The organism is Acinetobacter sp. V104_13 (assembly GCF_031798995.1).
Lineage (GTDB): Bacteria > Pseudomonadota > Gammaproteobacteria > Pseudomonadales > Moraxellaceae > Acinetobacter > Acinetobacter pittii.
Map to the genome: position 1 here is coordinate 1 of NZ_JAVQNP010000002.1, position 19,202 is coordinate 19,202.

Genomic DNA, 19,202 nt, shown 5'->3' on the forward strand with positions numbered 1-19,202 from the left:
GTCCCTATCGTCTAGAGGCCTAGGACATCGCCCTTTCACGGCGGTAACCGGGGTTCGAATCCCCGTAGGGACGCCAAATTCTAAAAAGCCACTGCATAACGTCAGTGGCTTTTTTCTTGCCTAAAAAAATAAAAAGCCAATCAATGATTAGCTTTTCATATGCTCTATCAACCCGCAATTCCTACTTGTACTTCAAGGCGACCTGACTGCACTCGTAGTCCTCTAATTTCAAACTGATCTACGAGCTGCTGCACAAGCTCGCGACTTTCTCTCAAAATATTCAAGCCTGGTAAAATACTAAAATCAGTCAAACTTAAAAGCTTTTCAACCATCCATGAACGGTTGTTAATAAAGTCAATAAATCCTGCTTGCTCTAGGTCAATAAACCACATGCGATGCCCATCGCGTTGGATTCCGGGAATATCACCAATCAAATGATTAATGAGTGATGGAATAGGCAACATATTTACAACTTCGAAACCAACTCGACCAATACGGCGCACAGCCCAATTTGACAAGGTACCGCCATGTCGAATCTGAACATCAAGACTTTCATCCATTTGACGTAGGCGTAAGAATTTTTCCTGCCCAATACGACATTCCAATACTTTAAAATCTAAACTCAAACGATACATGAAGCGATGATAATGCCCATCGATCTCGACTTGGAAACTGTCATTGCCGCACTTGATTTTAATATCATCAATTTCGGAGCGATCAATGCGCTTACGAATTTGATTATTTAATAACATTTCGGGTAAGTACAACGTTAAGGTACTTTTGCCCAAAAAAGTTCGCGCCATAATCAACGCGACTTGGCGTGCTGTTTCACTGGTTTCAGACACCATATCTCTTACAGTACCTGCTGCCAGATTTGTCATTCCGACAACTCCACGTCGTGTATGAGTAGTTACTTGATCGAGTGCGTCCAAAGCAGCATCAGCAACCTCTGCAATATTACGTGTCGTGTCGCTAGCAAACCCAACTGCATCTTGGGCATGTTGCAATGTCTTATGCAGTAATCGACGAGATAATGACGGTTTAGCGGTAACTGGGGTAGCTAAAACCGATGCTGTCGTTGTAGGCTGCGACTTATTGTCATCTTGTTGACCCAAGTCCCTCTCTCCTTTTTATATTTATCCCACATCCTATTCGAGTATTTAAGCTCATTTATTGTGCTAATCACACTTCATTTTTCTGTAGATTAGCATGCTCTACAATATTATTTTAATTTTTATGTGTACGGATAAATCATCTGTTTTTTATATTTCTTTGTTTATTCATAAGTAATTTTTCTGCTAACTCAACGCATTTCATCGATATCTTACAAATTTTTTTCTTTCTGCACATTTCCGTTAGAATAGATTCAAACTAAATGTGGAGTTCTCATGCAATATCGTTGCCCTAAATGTCAAAGTGTTAAAATTATGCCTGTGAGCCAAGGCGTGAACAGCGCAAAACCTGTCGTTCCTAAAAGTCTGGTTATCTTGATTCCTGCAATTTTTGTGCTTTTACTGTTAGTAGTCATTAGCATCTTTATGTGGATTTTTGGCAATGGTGCAGGTAGTTCTCTTCAAATCGCAACAGTAGTTGCATTTGTGGTTACTGTAGGGGCTGGTTTTATGTTCTGGCGTGATTTGCCTGATTTTAAACTGTCTATGCAAGCATTTATGCAGTCACAAAAACACTGGAAATGCCGTGACTGCAATAACGAATGGGAAATTTAAAAAAACTGTTCACATCAGCTTAATGCTGATGTGAATGTGTATTGTCTGCATCATCATGTTTGTGCGAAGCATGCTGAGCAATATGCTGGCAATTAATCTCGGCATCGTCCTCAATTTGCAATGTCACTTCACCAATACCATGTTCATGAGAAAGCATTTCAACAGCATCTTGATACAACTTGGTACGGTCAGCTTCTGGCGCAAATAAGTGCACGGTTAAATGGATGTTTTTAGACGTAATCGCCCACACTTTGAGTTGGTGAATACTCTCAACACCATTTAAAGAAAGTAAATCTGCACGTAGCTTCTCAATATCGACCTCTTCGGGTACACCTTCGAGCAAAATGTTAATACTTTGCTTAAGTAAAACCCATGTTCTTGGCAGCACCCAAAATCCAATCAGTACCGCAATAAGCGTGTCAATCCAGTACCAATTAGTGAAGTAAATAATAATTGCACCAATAATAACGCCTACCGAACCTAGTGCATCACTCAATACTTCTAGATAAGCACCTTTCACATTTAGGCTGTTATTGGCACTCGACATCAGGATTTTCATTGAGATGAGGTTAATTACCAAACCAATAGTCGCTACAACCAACATTCCCACACTTTGAATTTCAGGTGGCTTAGAGAATCGGATATAGGCTTCATATAAAATATAAATTGCCACCACGAACAGCATGAGTGCATTAAATAAAGCGGCCAGAATTTCAAAGCGTTGATAACCAAAAGTACGCTTATTATCAGCGGGACGTTTTGAAATCTGAATTGCGACCAGAGCAATTGCCAAAGCAGCTGCATCTGTAAACATATGCGCAGCGTCAGAGAGCAACGCCAGACTTTGTGTGATTAAACCTGCAATAACCTCAACAATTAAAAATGTCGTAGTAAGCGCCAAGGCAATCGTTAATTTCTTGGCATTACCTTCAGTCACTACAGCATGACTATGGTCATGACCATGTTGTCCACCCATTTTGCGGACTCCTTATTATTTATCTTTATGGTGAGGTAAAAGTAACCATGAATTCATGTTTACCTTTACCTGTTTCAAATACTTTTCTGACTCAAACTTTTTCATCAAAAAAAGATATCTCAAATCGATGACATTATGAATGCTCAACTTTATTCGTCTTGCTTTCATTCATCCATCGATAAATGACTGGTAATAAAACCAGCGTTAGTATCGTAGATGAAATAATGCCACCGATTACTACCGTTGCCAAAGGTCGTTGTACCTCTGCACCAGTTCCAGTTGCTAAAGCCATTGGAATAAAACCAAGTGAAGCAACAAATGCCGTCATTAATACAGGGCGTAGTCGCAGTACAGCACCTTTCCAAGTAGCTGCATGAACATCTAGGGTTGCTCTTAGCTCTTTAATGAATGTGAGCATGACCAAACCATTCAATACCGCAACACCTGATAAAGCGATAAACCCAACTCCAGCAGACATAGAAAGCGGAATATCTCTCAACCACAAAGCTACTAATCCGCCAGACAAAGCAAAAGGAACCCCGCTAAATACAAGTAAACTGTCTTTAAAATTACTGAATACAGCCATCAGCAACACAAAGATCATGATGAGCGCCATCGGTACTACGATTTGCATTCTTGCAGTGGCAGAAGCAAGATTCTCAAATTGTCCTCCATAACCCAACCAATAACCGCTAGGTAGCTTTTGCTGCGCCAGTTTGCTTTGCATCTCTTGTACAAAAGACCCAAGGTCACGATCACGCACATTTGCCGTCACAATAACTCGGCGCTTACCATTTTCACGGCTCACTTGAGCAAGGCCCAGAATATTCTCAACCTTGGCAACGTCTTGTAACTGGATCAGACCGCCGTTTGGTAAGCGAATCGGTAATTGTGCTAGCTGCTGAGGCGTACGCATGTTTTCCTGTAAGCGAATCACGAAATCGAAACGTCTATCACCCTGTAAAATTTGCCCTACGCTTTGTCCTCCAATACTCGCAGCGACAATATCCTGAATGGACTTGACTGATAATCCATATTGAGCAGCTAGTGCATGATCAACATCTACATTAAGTAATGGCAAACCGTCAGTCTGTTCAACTTTGACTTCACTGGCACCTGGAATGCTACGTAGCTGTTGGGCTATTTTTTCCGCTTCCTGATTGAGGATTTGCATATCATCCCCAAAAACTTTCACCCCGATATCACTACGGACGCCTGAAATGAGTTCATTAAAACGTAGTTCAATCGGTTGCGAGAATTCACTGTTATTACCAGGAATCTGATTCACGAATTGCAGCATTCTGGTACGCAATTCATCGATCGTTTCCTTAGGATTAGGCCATTGATCGTGTGGCTTTAATAGAACAATACCATCGGAAATATTAGGAGGCATGACATCGGTAGCAACCTCGGCTGTTCCTGTTCTTGCAAAAATGGCTTTAATTTCAGGGAAAGCTTTGAGTAACTGCTTTTCTACATTCTCCTGAATCTTAAGTGATTCTTCTATGCCTGTGCTCGGTGCACGCATGAGTTGTAGTGCAAAATCACCCTCACTGAGTTGAGGCGCGAACTCACTCCCCACTCGTGTTGCAATAGCACTTGTCAAAATCAAGATGCTGATCGCTGCTGTGACAACGACATATCGGAAGGCATATGCTTTATCGAGTAAGTCTGCATAACCTTTTTTCAGTGACATCATCCAGCGGCTTTCTTTTTCCTTCACTTCACCTGTAACAAACAAAGCGACAGCTGCTGGCACAAAGGTCACAGATAAAATAATCGCTCCCAATAACGCTAAAACGACGGTCATTGCCATAGGGTGGAACATTTTTGCTTCTACGCCTGCTAAAGCAAAAATTGGCAAGTACACAACCATAATAATGATCTGACCAAATATTAATGGTCGGCGTGCTTGTTTAGCGGCGAGGAAGACCTCAGTGAAACGTTCTGAACGTGTTAATAAGCGACCTTTTAAATGCTGCGCTTCAGCTAAACGCCGAATACAGTTTTCAACAATAACAACTGCTCCATCTACAATGATCCCGAAGTCCAAAGCCCCCAAGCTCATGAGGTTAGCACTGATTTTTTGTTCGGCCATACCTGTTAAGGTAAAAAGCATTGCCAATGGGATAATACAAGCAGTGATTAAGGCGGCGCGAAAGTTTCCTAAAAAAATAAAAAGAATAACGATGACTAAAATCGCCCCTTCAATCAAATTTTTAGCTACTGTTTTAATCGCTTTATCTACGAGGCTACTACGATCATAGACTGTTTCAATCACCACACCCTGAGGGAGTGATCTTTGAATTTCCTGAACTTTATCGTCAATCGCCTTAGCAATAGTTTTACTGTTTTCACCCATCATCATCATGGCGATACCTAAAACAGTTTCCTGTCCATTATAGGTAGCACCACCTGTACGCAAATCATGACCAATCGATACTGAGGCCACATCGGCAACCCGTATAGGTAAACCGTTTTTAGTGGCGACCGTAACATTCTGGATATCTTGTATCGATGTCAGCATACCCGGAACACGAACTGTGAGCTGCTGGCCATTCTCTTCAATAAATCCGGCACCACGGTTTTCATTATTATTTTGAAGCGCATCTTGTAAATCAGTGAGTGGAATTTGCAACTGTTGTAACCGTGTCAGATCTGGAGAGACCACATAGGTTTTGTTATATCCACCAATGCTATTAACCTCGGCTACCCCTTGTACACGTTGTAACTGGGGCCGAATAATCCAGTCTTGAATTTCACGCAGGTCCATCGCGCTATAAGCTGAACCATCTGCTTTTTTAGCATTTGGCTCTGCTTTTACCACCCATTGATAAATCTCACCGAGTCCAGTCGAAATTGGAGACATTTGCGGATCAATGCTATCGGGTAAAGCACTCTTAGCTTCTTGTAAACGCTGGTTAATTAACTGTCTTGCCCAGTAAATATCTGTACCATCTTTAAAGATAATCGTGACCTGAGAAAGACCATATCTGGAAATTGAACGAGTCTGTTCCAGATTTGGAATACCAGACATGGCATTTTCAATCGGATAAGTAATTCTTTGCTCAACTTCCGGCGCAGTAAAGCCATTGGCCTGACTATTGATTTGTACCTGTACATTGGTGATATCAGGCACAGCATCAATTGAAAGTTTTTGGTAGCTATAAATTCCGACACCAATCCAAGCAATGACAAACATCATGACCCAAATGGCGTTGTTAATTGAAAACTGAATAATTCGATCAAACAAACCTTCAGCCTTTGGCAAATCAGGTTTATTAATGTCCATGCTCAGCCTCCCCTTTTTCAAGTTCGGACTTGAGCAAGAAACTACCTTGAGTCACATATTGCTGCTTTTCGGTAATTCCGGATTTAACCTCTACCCATTGTGCATCTGAAGAATAATTGCCTAACTCAACGGCAACAGGAGCAAAATGAATTTTATCTTTCTCCTGTTTTGCAATAAAGACGACATTCTTTCCATCAATCTGTTGTATCGCTGTCTTGTTAACCCGTAATACAGTCGCTGCATTATTTTGTTTCAGTAACACATTGACCATTAGGTTAGGGCGTAATTCTTTTGAAGGTGTCAGTACCTTGGCACGAACCTGTAAACGACCAGTTTGAGTATCTGCTTCTGAAGTTAGGCTTTGTACCTGCGCTTTGAAAATATTGTTCGTTTGCAACGATTTAAATTCAATTTCCTGATTAGGCTGAATATTGGTATTTGCACTTGGTAGCACAAATTCGACCCATAACTGATCTAGGCGATCAATAACAAATAATTGTTTTTCAGGACCAATTTGCTCACCAATGACAATATCTTTATTACTGATTACACCACTTAAAGGTGCAGTTAAAACATATCGGCCTTTACTTGAGCGATTCGCTCCCAAAGCAGATAAACGGCTATTTGCGGCCTGCACCTGAATCTGTGCCTGACGATATGCATTGTAAGCGCGCTGGTAATCTTGACGTGCTGAAACACCCTGTTCCCACAATTGTTTTTCACGTTGATAATCTTGCTGCGCTAATGTCAGTGCTTCTTGTGCCATGCTTAAGTTAGCTTGTTGATCAACCAAATCCGGCACAAATAAAGTCGCAAGTGCCTGACCCTTTTCAACTTGTTGTCCCAGTGCAACATTTACGCTGTCTACTCGTGCAGAAAACGTAGAAGAGACATGTGCTTGCTGGTCTGTATTTACAACAAGTTTGGCAGGATAAGAGAGGCTCTGTTCAACTTCTCCACGTCCTACTTGCTCTAACTTCACTCCATATTCAACCAGTTGCTTAGAAGTGAGGTTTAAACTTCCTTCCTCTTTTTCAGATTCCTCATGACCAGCTTCACCCTCTGCATGCTCTTCTTCACCTTCATCAGTATTAGGCTGCTTTTTTCCAGAGAAAAATAACCAAGCACTTAAAACAAGGCAGACGATCAGCAATAAAAGAGCAATAAGCCATTGGTTTTTCATTTTTTTAACTGACATTACTCTGCCCCTCCAACTGTCGGCAACTTATAGGTGTCTTGCCATAAATTTTGATTAATTTGATTTAATGCATCTCCAGACATCACCATATTTGGATCGATCCCGAGAGCTAAACTTTCTGCCTCAATTGCTTTTTGCCAAGCAGATTTAAGGAGTTGAACTTTTTTCAAGCGTTGTTCTTGTAATTGAAGGGTAGATTGCTGAACATCGGTAATTGCAAATTTACCGACTTTAAAGCCAAGCAACATTTTCTCTTGTACCGTCTCTGATAAAGGGATTTGCTGCTCATTCATTAAATTATATTGCTGCTTTAAACCCGCTAACTCGTACTGTAGAGTACGAATAGAATTCTCACTTTGCTTTTTATAAAAGCTTTGCTGCTGGTCAATTAAATCGAGTTTGCTTTGAGCAACTTTTAGTGCATATTGCTGGCGATTAAAAATATTTAAAGGAACTGCTATACCTACTCGGATCTGATTTTCGGTACTGCTCGTTTCTGAGGTTTTACTACGAACCACGCCCATATTTACAGTAGGCGTAGGCCGATTTTTTGCCTTTAAATAATTAATTTCAGAATTTTGTTGTATTGCTTGAAGCCGCAGGGACTGTTCTAACAAATTCTGTTTTAGATATTGATCGATATCACCTTCATTTTTTAAAGGCCACACACTTTTTATATCTGGACGTAACGTGAAGTTATCTTCTGTCTCACCCCATAAGTTAGCCAATTTTCTTTTAGCACTACTCAGTGATAATTCAACTTCCTGATATAAACGCTGATTTTCAACATGCGTCATGAGAGTTCGATCTAAATCAACCTGAGCAATACTGCCTGCCTGAAAGCGTAAGCGGGTAGCATCAAGAAGATTTTTACTCGTTCTTAACTGGGCTTTAGCAACTTCATGTTCAAGCTCTAAAATAGATACTTGTGACCATAAATATTTTACCGCTAGCTTCAGTTGAGCCTCATATAAAACTTGATTTAACTCAACTTGATTTTGCTGAACACTTGCCAGTTTTTTTGCTGCAGAACGTACACCAAAAATATCTAGCTTTTGCGAGATCCCAAGTTCTAATTCCTGATCTTTTCCAGATTTAAAACCCGTTTGCTGTACAGAAACCGTCGGATTTTCCCATAGCTGGCTCTGTTTGATATTGCTCTCGGCGATATCTTGTTGAGTTTGCCAAATTCCTGTTTGAGTCTGAAACTGCTTAACCTGATCGAGCACCTGTTCAAACGTTAAAACATTCTGTACCTGCTGCGATTGAGTATTCTCAGCAAGATTCTGATTTGAACTAGCAGCAGTTGTTACAACGCTAGTTGAAAGCGCAACTGCAACAACTAATGATTTAAGTACACAAGACGTACTCAGACTAACGAAACTTTTTTCGTATAAAAAAATAGACATAAAATAACCCTATGAAATAAATAATATTTCTGGTGGGCTAATTTTCGGCTACCCCACCTATAGCAGGGTTAAAACAGGAGGCGGGTCTTGTTTAGAGATATGAGGGGACTTATAAGAATTGGACCAATAATATTGTTGTTTTGGCTCAGATGACTGTATTAACGGTGAAACAAGTTTTTCTTGTGCTTCTACAATCACAACATGAAAACATGAAGGTAAATGATCATGATGATCGGACAAGTTTAAGGGAGCTTTATGAGTCCCCGCGATATCTGTCTTTTCCGTATGGCTATGCTGTGAAGCTTCATAACTCAACGCTGCATGATGACCAAAATGATGTAATGCCTTTTCCTGATTTTCATGGGCGCAAAATGCCGCTGCCACATTCCATAAACTTTGGAATATAAGCAAACAGAATAAGACGGACATGAAAAGTGCAGAACGTGGCAACAGCACACCATTAAACTAAGAAGTTGAACAAAGCCACTATAGCAGGCAGTGGGCATGTAATAAAATTACATCTAATAAGTAGCAGTATAGAAGCGATTCTAATCTCGCTTGAGTAAAGATAAGAATAAATCATTAAGAATCTCTATCTTTACTCATAGGAAACTAATTATTAAGTAATTAGTTTCCTACAAAATAAAAATTATTTACGCTTACAAGTTAAATGAGGGTTCTTACTTTCTTCAGCTTTAGCTTTTGTTTCTTGCTGAGACTTAATATTCTTTTCGAGAAATATTAACCCTCCATCAGCATGAGCCAAACTTGTTGAAAGAAGTAAAATCATCAAAACCGATTTTGTATTTAGTTTAATAGACATAATAATCACCAGATCTAAATATTCCGAATTTATTTAAGGACTTAACCCAGAAATAGAATTAATTTTTCGCATGCCTGAGTTAATCAATTTAGGACAAATCTTCTGAGTCACTAAGAAGCATGCGGATATACTTTCATTTCATTTTTAGAACCAACTAAACAATGAAGGGAGGACACCGTGTAGACGCAACTCATCAAAAAGTTGGACTAAGGCCGCAACCCAGATAAACCACACCACCTGCGTCAAAAAAATACGGAAATGCTTCGGCGAAACCTGATAGAACTCAGGCTCTTTAAAATTTTTGAAACTTGGTAAAAAGCGTGGAATTGTCTTTATATAATCTGAATATGCAGTTCCATATTTTTCACTTAGGAATGCTTCTTCTTGGCGTATAACAAAATGGTAGTAACAGAGAAAATAAAGCGTGAATACTATTGGAAAGATAAACGTCTCTGTAATCAACATGATCCCGACTCCACCCAGATAACTAAACAGATAGAGTGGATTTCTACATAAAGAATAGGGACCGTCTGTCACCAACTTGGCATTCTTAAATCCGGAAATGTAAAGACTGCACCATATTCTTCCCATTACTCCGCTGCCCACAAAAAACCATCCAAAGAACCATAAAATATGTTCTATAAATGCCGCTTGGAAATGCCATTTACTAAAACTTAAAGCAAGAATAATAGCTAAAATCAGCCCAATCACTCGGGAGCTCACAGTTCTAACACGGGGGGTAAATAAAATATTCATTTCCATAAACCTCCATCACTGTGAATCATCAGAGATGAGATAACCGATTCATTAAAATGATATTTTTGTTTTCCCGAAAGATTTGACAGAACCTTATATCCCGCCTTGTCATTAACATAAAGACGTGAATGTTTAAGCGAGTAATCTACATAGAAGATTGCTGCGCTTTGTTTGCACATATAATTAAGCATAAAATAACCCTTTGAAATAAATAAATTTCTGGTGGGTTATTTTTCGGCTACCCCACCTATAGCAGGGTTAAGACAGGAGGGGGATTTAAAGAGCCAAGATACGGAGACTGATAAGAATTAGACCAGTAATAGATTTGTGAAAGCTCATGTACACGCACAAAAGGTTCTTGAGCTTGTTGTGCATTTTCAGTCATCACTACATGAAAACATGAAGGTAAATGATCGTGATGATCTTGCCAGCTTAATGGAGCATTATCAGAATTTTCTACAATACCCACATGTTCAGTCTGCATATGGTCTGAAGATTGATATACATTTAAATCTGCATGATGACCGAAATGTTGTAATGCCTTTTCCTGATTTTTATGCACGCAAAATGCCGCTGCCACATTCCATAAGCTTTGGAATATAAGCAAACTAAACAAGACGGACATAAAAACTGTAGAACGTGGCAACGGTACACCATGACAGTAAATTGCACAAAGTCACTATAGCAAGCGATACCAATGTAATAAAATTACAAAATGATTTTTGGTTAATTTATCGCTGTTTTAAAAAAGTTTTTTCTTTAGAAAAATTAATTTCCTGTTTGAGTTCCCGCAATGTATAAACTATTTTCTACCCTACTTGTTGTCGTCTGTTTAAATTTGAGTGCTTGTGCCACGACATTACTTTCAGAAGCCTTACCGGACGAAACCACAAGAACCGAGAAAATCATTTTAGCAAAAGATCAAATCATTGCCTTAGGTCAAACAGTTGAAAATGACCAAGAACAAGGTTTTGTATTTGTGGGGAAAGACTACAACTATTTAATGACTGACGGTAGCTCAAACCTTTTAAATATTATCAAAAGTATTCCAGCAGAACAGAGAAACTTAAAGACACCATCACCGCTTGTACTTGAGATGGATGATTCTACTCATTTTCATGGTGAAATAACGATTCGTTATAATATTCCCACTTATCAAATAGATGAAAAACAAAAAGAACTTTTAAATACATTAGGTTTTAAAAATCAATTTATGGCGATGGAAAATCAAAAACAAGTTTTCTACCCTTTTACCATAATCCGCTTTAAAGGAAAGATTTATCAAAAAGCAGATAATCAAAAGATTCAACAGCAGCTCCCAACTCCCTACCCAGTCGCTCTACAACAAAAAGATGAAATAACCAAGAAACATCCGTTTAAACGTGTAACACGCATGGCTTTATATCCTCTAGCAATGACCTTTGACGTGATTACGGTAGCTCCATCATTAATCTGGTCAGATTTACATGGTGACTTTAATAAATAAGATCTTTCACTCTTAAAATAAAAACTAGCCCTTAGGCTGGTTTTGTTTAAAGAAATTTCTTTTGTTTGATATTTATAAATTTTCTCAAAAGTCTTTTGCGTTAAATAATAGCTATTTTTTAATTTTAAAAGCTCTAATTTCCCTTAAGAATGCCACTATTCTCATAGTAGTTTCACTTAGCGTAAAAACACGTGTAACTTTTATGTAAGCCAAAACTTCATTATTTTTCATCCAAATGCGCTATATCACATTTACAAAAAAAAACATAATATTTCAATATAAGGGACTAGCTTAAAAGTGTGAGTCAATTCAATTAAATTGAGGAACAAGGGAGACTATCATGAATATGAAATCAATCAAGTATAGGCTTAATCACTTGTTTGCTTTTGAAAACTTACCTTCTGATATGCATTCACAAGCAGTTGATGAAATTGAACAGGGTTTACGCTTTGAGGAACTAGCCGAGCAAGACCATGAACGTATGCAAAATTGGTTAGATGTAACTCCTAATGACCGAAATGCTATGTGGTGCTACTTACGAGCAGCTTTACGTGGTAGCTCTGATGCTTCTTTTAAGCTTGGTATTGGTTATCTAAATGGCCAATTTGGATTAGATAAAAATTATCGTGAAGCTGAAAAATGGCTACAAAAAGCAGCAAGTCAGGGGCATCCCGATGCTGAACGCTGCTTACAAGAAGCGTTTAGCAAGCTCGCATTTTCTTAAAATAAAAAACCAGCCCTTAGGCTGGTTTTTAAATTATCAGAGATTATCCGCTAATTTTTTTGTATTTAGTACGTTTTTGAACAGCGTCTTCACCTAAACGTGACTGACGGTATGCTTCATATTCTGCATAGTTACCTGTGTAGAATTCTGGCTGTTCATTTTCAAATGACAAGATGTGTGTCGCGATACGGTCAAGGAACCAACGGTCATGCGATACCACCATTACTGTACCTGGGAACACAAGAATTGCATCCTCAAGCGCACGTAAAGTTTCAATATCCAAGTCGTTTGATGGTTCATCCAGTAAGATAACGTTTGCACCTTGCTGTAAAATTTTCGCAAGTTGTAAACGGTTACGCTCACCACCAGACAATTCGCCTACGCGTTTTTGCTGGTCTTGGCCTTTAAAGTTAAAGCGGCCGATATAAGCACGTGAAGCAATTTCATAATCGCCCACTTTCAAGATATCTAAACCACCAGACACTTCTTCCCAAACAGTTTTGTTATTGTCTAGAGTGTCACGAATCTGACCCACGTAAGCCACTTTAACTGACTCACCTAAAGTCACAGTACCTGTATCAGGTTGCTGTTCGCCAGTCATCATACGGAATAATGTTGTTTTACCCGCACCGTTTGGACCAACGATACCTACAATTGCTGTTGGAGGTACAGTAAACGATAAGTTTTCGTACAATACACGGCCGTCAAATGATTTGCTGATACCTTCCACTTCCACAACTTTATTACCCAAACGAGGGCCAGGTGGAATGTAGATTTCAGACGTTTCATTACGTTGCTGGAATTCTTTAGAGTTAAGCTCTTCAAAACGCTCCATACGCGCTTTGTTTTTCTTTTGCTGACCTTTCGCATTTGAACGAACCCATTCAAGTTCTTTTTTCAATGCTTTAGCAAAAGATTCTTCTTGTTTCTGCTCTTGTTCTAAACGAGCATTTTTTTGCTCTAACCAAGAAGAATAGTTACCTTGGTAAGGAATACCGTGTCCACGGTCAAGCTCCAAGATCCACTCGGCAACGTTATCCAAGAAATAACGGTCATGCGTAATCGCAACGATTGTGCCAGGGAAATCTTTCAAGAAGCGCTCTAACCAAGATACAGATTCTGCATCCAAATGGTTCGTCGGTTCGTCAAGAAGCAACATGTCTGGTTTTGAAAGTAATAAACGGCACAGTGCTACACGACGGCGTTCACCACCTGAAAGCTTAGTTACGTCTGCATCCCAAGCTGGAAGGTTTAACGCATCTGCCGCGATTTCAAGCTGGTTATTTAAGTTATGTGCATCCCAAGCATGGATAATTGATTCTAATTTTTCCTGCTCTTTTGCAAGTGCATCAAAATCAGCATCCGGGTCTGCATATTCTGCAAATACCTGATCAAGGCGCTCTAATGCATCTAAAGCTTCACGCACGCCATCTTCAACGTTACCACGAACGTCTTTAGTCGGATCAAGAGGTGGCTCTTGCTCTAAATAGCCGATTTTAATTCCAGGTTGTGCACGAGCTTCACCAGAGAAATCTTTATCTACGCCAGCCATAATACGAAGCAAGGTAGATTTACCTGCACCGTTCAAACCGAGCACACCAATTTTGGCACCCGGGAAAAATGATAAAGAGATGTCTTTCAAGATTTCGCGCTTTGGCGGAACCATCTTAGACACTCGGTTCATCGTATAAATATATTGGGCCACGCAGGACTCCTCAATTGAAAAACCAATACATCGCATAAGCGATAAATAATCGCGCGTATTATACGCTGAAAACCTCGATGACTTGAAGTTATGATTTCCATCGTACGGATTTATCAAACAATTTTCTTTTTCAATAAGTTGCAAAATGTTTATGAATAAGATTTGTACAGCGTTTCAGCGTATATTTTTCTATCTATATTCCTAAAATTAGAAAACAAACCAGAATTTCTGCAATTTTCTATTTAACTTTTAAGCTAGACTCGCTCAATATTTAATTCACGAAGATGAAGTAATCATGACTTATAAAGATGAAACATTAGCAATTCACGCTGGCTACTCACCCGAAGCAACAACAAAAGCGGTTGCGGTCCCTATTTATCAAACCACTTCATATGCATTTGATAATACACAGCACGGTGCCGACCTTTTCGATTTAAAAGTTCAGGGCAATATTTATACCCGGATTATGAACCCGACCACTGCTGTTCTTGAGCAACGCCTTGCTGCACTCGAAGGCGGAATTGGTGCTTTAGCCTTGGCTTCTGGAATGGCAGCGATTACCTATGCTGTCCAAACGATTACTGAAGCAGGAGACAACATTGCCTCCGTCTCAACTTTATATGGCGGAACTTATAATCTATTTGCCCACACTTTACCAAAACAAGGCATTGAAGTTCGCTTTTTTGATTATCAACAACCAGAAAGCTTACGCAATTTAATTGATGATAAAACTAAACTTGTTTTTGTTGAGTCAATTGGGAACCCACTCGGAAATATTATCGATTTAGAGGCAACTTCAAAAATTGCACATGAATATGGCGTACCTGTCATCGTCGATAATACGGTTGCCACCCCTGCTTTATTAAAACCGTTTCAATATGGCGCCGATATCGTTATTCATTCTCTTACCAAATATATTGGTGGACATGGTAACAGCATTGGTGGCGCGATTATCGATAGCGGCAAATTCCCTTGGGGTAAATATCCAGAGCGTTTTAAACTTTTGAACACGCCAGACCCAAGTTATCACGGGGTTAATTATGTTGAGGCATTAGGCGAGGCTGCCTATATAGCACGAGCTCGCGTTGTACCATTGCGTAATACAGGCGCGGCTATTAGTCCACTGAGTGTTTTCTTGATTTTACAAGGCCTCGAAACTCTAAATCTCCGCATGGAGCGTCATACTGAGAATGCGCAAAAAATTGCAGAGTATTTACAGACCCATCAAAAAGTAAAATGGGTGAATTACGCAGGTTTAAAAGATCATCCACAGCACCAGCTTGCTCAAAAATATGTAAAAGGTAAACCTTCTGCAATCTTATCTTTCGGTGTACAAGATGGGCGTGAAGGAGGTACTCGATTCATCGATGCACTTCAGCTATTTACTCGTCTGGTGAATATTGGTGATGCGAAAAGTTTGGCTTGCCACCCTGCAACTACGACTCACCGTCAGCTCAATGAACAAGAGCTTAAATCTGCTGGTGTAAGTGAAGATATGGTTCGTCTTTCCATCGGAATTGAGCATATTGATGACTTAATTGCCGATTTAGAACAAGCACTTTCAGCTGTATAAATTTTAAACCATTCAACAAGCCTCTGGAAATAGAGGCTTTTTTCATTTTCTTGTTCATTTTATGACTAAAATAATTAATGGATTAAGATACTATTTTAGAGTTTTTACTCTAAATAAATTGTTAAATTTCATATATTTACAGACTAGACAATTTTTAAACATCTATTAAGATAAAGACAATATTTATGAGTTCATTTGGATGAACCTACGGTTGTAAAAAATAAAAATTACATACCGGAATAAATAGTCCCTGCCCCTACTTAGGTAAAATGCTGTGAATAAAAAATTAGAAGCTCTGTTCCAGGAAAAGGTACAAGATAAAGTCATTTTAGTGACAGGCGCCTCGAGTGGAATCGGATTAACGATTTCAAACAAACTTGCTGATGCTGGAGCCCATGTTTTACTGGTTGCCCGTACTCAAGAAACTTTGGAAGAAGTAAAAGCAGATATCGAAAAACGTGGCGGTAAGGCATCAATTTTCCCATGTGATCTCAACGATATGGAAATGATTGACCAAGTTTCTAAAGAAATTTTGGCGACTGTTGATCACATTGATATTTTAATTAATAACGCAGGTCGCTCTATTCGCCGTGCCGTACATGAGTCTTATGATCGTTTCCATGACTTTGAACGCACCATGCAATTAAATTATTTTGGCGCAGTACGTTTAGTTCTCAATATTTTGCCGCATATGATTCAGCGTAAAGACGGGCAAATTATTAATATTAGCTCGATTGGTGTTTTAGCAAACGCTACTCGCTTCTCTGCATATGTGGCATCTAAAGCCGCTCTTGATGCATTTAGCCGCTGCTTATCTGCCGAAGTTCATGCGCATAAAATCGCGATTACTTCAATTTATATGCCATTGGTTCGTACCCCAATGATTGCACCAACTAAAATTTATAAATATGTTCCAACCCTTTCACCTGAGCAGGCTGCTGACTTAATTGCTTATGCAATTGTGAAACGTCCGAAACGTATGGCAACGAACCTAGGCCGCTTAGCTTCAATGACTTATTCTGTAGCGCCAGGCATCAATAATATGTTTATGTCGATTGGTTTCCGTTTATTCCCAAGTTCGGATGCAGCGAAGGGACAAAAAACCGAGAAATTAAACTGGGCACAAAAAGCTTATGCGCGGATTTTCCCAGGTGAACACTGGTAATTCTGAGTTAATCGCATAACGAGTAAAAAAGCGCCTTAAATAAGGCGCTTTTTTTGACTAAAGAACTGATCAATCAAGAAACTGAACGTGCCCTGTTTTTACATCGTAAATCGCACCCACAACTACGATCTCACCTCGATCAACCATATCTTTAAGTACACTGCTGTTATTAATAATATATTGAATATTATAATGAACATTCATTGCTGTGACTTGACTGATAAAAGCATTACCTAATTCACGTGGCTGCATAATTTCATATACGCTATCAACTGAATGCATTAATGGTCCAAGTACATATTGAATGTGTGGCATTTCCTTCACATCAGATACTTGCTTTTGCTCTAAACGCAATTGACATGCACTCGTCACCGCACCGCAATCGGTATGTCCTAAAACAACGATGACTTTAGAACCTTTAGCCTGACATGCAAACTCAAGTGAACCCAATACTTTTTGCCCAGCAATATTACCTGCAATTCGTAAGCTAAACAGATCACCAATACCGACATCAAAAATCATTTCGGTAGGGGCACGTGAGTCCATACACCCAAGGACTGCTGCAATCGGATGTTGCCCTTCATCTGCAGTCACACGAATTTGTCGGTAAATATCTCGTTGTAAACGTTCATTTTTTACAAAACGTTCGTTCCCTTCTTTAAGTAAGTTGACGACTTGTTGTGGACTCAGCTTTTGCTGCAAATCATGTGTACTAATATCAATATCAAGTACCGCATCATCAACGTCTTGATAGTGCTGTTTGAATCCGACCAATTTAAGGTTTACCTGACGTTTAATGGCCGTTTCACTTTGATAATCTTGAATAACTTGATAGATATCAGGATCAATCGAATCACACTGAGTTGCATCAATAATGAGTTGCTGATGTTTATGTACATGTTCCAATGCCGAAATAAGCGCAGAACGATTAAGGAAGGTCACTTGTGATGGGAGTTCAATACGCGTGACTACGCCATGCAAACGCTTCTCTCTATAAACACGAATACCTTTATTAAAATTGCCATAGAGAATAAAAGCACTACTGGTGAACAGACCAATTAAAATTCCCATTAAAAGATCTGTCAGCAAAATTGCAACTAAGGTAATAATAAAAGGTAAAAACTGTTTCCAACCTTTTTGATAAAGCTGTTTGAATAGTTTTGGATGGGTAAGCTTAAAGCCTGTCACAATAAGGATCGCAGCCAATGCAGACAGAGGAATCATGTTCATTAATGGCACGAAGAACAAAACCGCTAACAGCAACAATACCCCATGAATAATGGTAGAGCACTTACTACGCGCGCCTGTATTCGCATTCACCGAACTACGTACAATCACTGAGGTGACGGGCATGCCACCTATTAAGCCCGAAACGATATTCCCTGTACCTTGTGCCCAAAGTTCACGGTTCGGCGGAGAAGAACGTTTTTGAGGATCGATTTTATCTGCTGCCTCTAAATTCAATAACGTTTCTAAAGATGCAACGACAGCCAGAGTAATTGCCCCTGTGTAAATCATAGGCTCAGCTAAATAGCTAAAATCAGGAAAAATTAATACTTTTTCGGGTGCTTGTAAGATATTCGGCAATTGAATGAGGTTATCAATTTGCACTGCCCATGAAGAGCCCATACTCACTAAAATAAAATTTAAAACTGCTGCTAGTACAACCGCAATCAAAGCAGAAGGTAAAGCTAATTTTTTAAGCGGACTGCTATCCCACGCTAAAATTAAAAATAAACTGAGTAAGCCAATAAGCGCAGCACCTCCATCAAAACGTTGAAGGAATGCATCTGGTGTTGAAGTCCAAACTTGTTTCCATGCAAAATCAGAAAGTCCAAACAGATAAGGCAATTGCGTGGCAATCAGGATGACACCAATAGCAGCTAATAACCCTAAAATGACATTATTTGGGATAAAGTTCGCAAAAAAACCTAACTTAAATAATCCAAATAGAATTTGTAGGACACCGGCAAAAATAATACATAATAAAAAGGCGGCATAATTGCCGCCTAATTGTTCTAACTGTACAAGGATGACAGCAGTCAGCCCTGCCGCTGGGCCTGCAACGCTAATGTGAGAACCACTTAGTAAACCCACAATAATGCCGCCCACAATACCTGCAATAATACCAGAGATGATGGGAGCACCTGAGGCTAAAGCAATACCCAAACACAGTGGTAATGCCACGAGGAATACGACAACTCCGGACAAGAGGTCTTTTAAATGAAATCTATTTTTCAGGTTTAAAACCGACATAAAACAACCATTTATAATATAAAGAAATAAGCAAAGTTGTACTATTACAGCCTGAAAGTGAGTAAATGCTTCAAGGCTGGGTTGATGATGTCGAACAACTGAATATCATTAA

17 protein-coding genes and 1 tRNA gene are annotated in these 19,202 nt (G+C 39.3%); 6 read left to right on the top strand and 12 right to left on the bottom strand.

The window, feature by feature from the left end:
• Positions 1-76: transfer RNA gene (locus tag RMB06_RS00165), tRNA-Glu, on the top strand.
• A 91-nt stretch (positions 77-167) separates the two neighbouring features.
• Here the strand turns inward: RMB06_RS00165 and RMB06_RS00170 are convergent.
• Positions 168-1,115, bottom strand: coding sequence for a hypothetical protein (locus RMB06_RS00170; RefSeq protein WP_311077786.1), 948 nt, complete (start codon positions 1,113-1,115; stop codon positions 168-170).
• A 273-nt stretch (positions 1,116-1,388) separates the two neighbouring features.
• Between RMB06_RS00170 and RMB06_RS00175 the strand changes: the two genes are divergently transcribed.
• On the top strand, positions 1,389-1,727 hold the full coding sequence (locus RMB06_RS00175; protein ID WP_002117013.1) for a hypothetical protein: 339 nt from the start codon (positions 1,389-1,391) through the stop codon (positions 1,725-1,727).
• A gap of 19 nt (positions 1,728-1,746) precedes the next feature.
• Here the strand turns inward: RMB06_RS00175 and RMB06_RS00180 are convergent, their stop codons facing one another.
• The 9 genes from RMB06_RS00180 to RMB06_RS00220 all read right to left on the bottom strand — a co-directional run bounded on the left by RMB06_RS00180 (position 1,747) and on the right by RMB06_RS00220 (position 10,827).
• A complete protein-coding gene (locus tag RMB06_RS00180; RefSeq protein ID WP_044099726.1) occupies positions 1,747-2,703 on the bottom strand; it encodes a cation diffusion facilitator family transporter in 957 nt (318 codons plus the stop codon).
• Between the two features lie 133 nt (positions 2,704-2,836).
• A complete protein-coding gene (locus tag RMB06_RS00185; protein WP_311077787.1) occupies positions 2,837-5,995 on the bottom strand; it encodes a CusA/CzcA family heavy metal efflux RND transporter in 3,159 nt (1,052 codons plus the stop codon).
• On the bottom strand, positions 5,985-7,193 hold the full coding sequence (locus tag RMB06_RS00190) for an efflux RND transporter periplasmic adaptor subunit (RefSeq protein ID WP_304594780.1): 1,209 nt from the start codon (positions 7,191-7,193) through the stop codon (positions 5,985-5,987). The genes RMB06_RS00185 and RMB06_RS00190 overlap by 11 nt, the downstream gene beginning before the upstream one ends.
• Positions 7,193-8,602 carry a TolC family protein gene (locus tag RMB06_RS00195; RefSeq protein WP_304594781.1) on the bottom strand — a complete coding sequence of 470 codons (1,410 nt, stop codon included), beginning with the start codon at positions 8,600-8,602 and terminating at the stop codon, positions 7,193-7,195. The genes RMB06_RS00190 and RMB06_RS00195 overlap by 1 nt, the downstream gene beginning before the upstream one ends.
• 57 nt (positions 8,603-8,659) lie before the next feature.
• The gene (locus RMB06_RS00200; protein WP_333725059.1) at positions 8,660-9,052 is read right to left on the bottom strand and encodes a cation efflux protein, CzcI-like; all 393 of its coding nucleotides are present in this window, start codon (positions 9,050-9,052) and stop codon (positions 8,660-8,662) included.
• Between the two features lie 199 nt (positions 9,053-9,251).
• The gene (locus RMB06_RS00205; protein WP_311077788.1) at positions 9,252-9,425 is read right to left on the bottom strand and encodes a hypothetical protein; all 174 of its coding nucleotides are present in this window, start codon (positions 9,423-9,425) and stop codon (positions 9,252-9,254) included.
• A gap of 144 nt (positions 9,426-9,569) precedes the next feature.
• The gene (locus RMB06_RS00210; protein ID WP_304594782.1) at positions 9,570-10,187 is read right to left on the bottom strand and encodes an isoprenylcysteine carboxylmethyltransferase family protein; all 618 of its coding nucleotides are present in this window, start codon (positions 10,185-10,187) and stop codon (positions 9,570-9,572) included.
• On the bottom strand, positions 10,178-10,372 hold the full coding sequence (locus RMB06_RS00215) for a hypothetical protein (protein ID WP_005067033.1): 195 nt from the start codon (positions 10,370-10,372) through the stop codon (positions 10,178-10,180). The genes RMB06_RS00210 and RMB06_RS00215 overlap by 10 nt, the downstream gene beginning before the upstream one ends.
• A gap of 56 nt (positions 10,373-10,428) precedes the next feature.
• On the bottom strand, positions 10,429-10,827 hold the full coding sequence (locus tag RMB06_RS00220) for a cation efflux protein, CzcI-like (protein ID WP_005804516.1): 399 nt from the start codon (positions 10,825-10,827) through the stop codon (positions 10,429-10,431).
• Between the two features lie 147 nt (positions 10,828-10,974).
• On the opposite strand from RMB06_RS00220, the gene RMB06_RS00225 reads away from it, so the two are divergent.
• Together RMB06_RS00225 and RMB06_RS00230 are read left to right on the top strand one after the other, a co-directional pair.
• Entirely contained in the window at positions 10,975-11,667 is a 693-nt protein-coding gene (locus RMB06_RS00225; protein ID WP_304594783.1) for a hypothetical protein, read from the top strand.
• A 340-nt stretch (positions 11,668-12,007) separates the two neighbouring features.
• Positions 12,008-12,391, top strand: a complete 384-nt coding sequence (locus RMB06_RS00230) for a tetratricopeptide repeat protein (protein ID WP_002116715.1) — start codon at positions 12,008-12,010, stop codon at positions 12,389-12,391.
• Positions 12,392-12,434: 43 nt separating this feature from the next.
• On the opposite strand, the gene ettA is transcribed toward RMB06_RS00230, so the two are convergent.
• Positions 12,435-14,096, bottom strand: a complete 1,662-nt coding sequence (ettA, locus tag RMB06_RS00235) for an energy-dependent translational throttle protein EttA (RefSeq protein ID WP_005067029.1) — start codon at positions 14,094-14,096, stop codon at positions 12,435-12,437.
• Between the two features lie 295 nt (positions 14,097-14,391).
• Between ettA and RMB06_RS00240 the strand changes: the two genes are divergently transcribed.
• Positions 14,392-15,669, top strand: coding sequence for an aminotransferase class V-fold PLP-dependent enzyme (locus RMB06_RS00240; protein ID WP_311077789.1), 1,278 nt, complete (start codon positions 14,392-14,394; stop codon positions 15,667-15,669).
• Between the two features lie 274 nt (positions 15,670-15,943).
• Positions 15,944-16,834, top strand: coding sequence for an SDR family NAD(P)-dependent oxidoreductase (locus RMB06_RS00245; RefSeq protein WP_002116932.1), 891 nt, complete (start codon positions 15,944-15,946; stop codon positions 16,832-16,834).
• A gap of 69 nt (positions 16,835-16,903) precedes the next feature.
• Here RMB06_RS00245 and RMB06_RS00250 read toward each other — a convergent pair whose 3' ends face one another.
• Entirely contained in the window at positions 16,904-19,090 is a 2,187-nt protein-coding gene (locus RMB06_RS00250; protein ID WP_311077790.1) for a SulP family inorganic anion transporter, read from the bottom strand.
• Between the last annotated feature and the right edge of the window lie 112 nt (positions 19,091-19,202).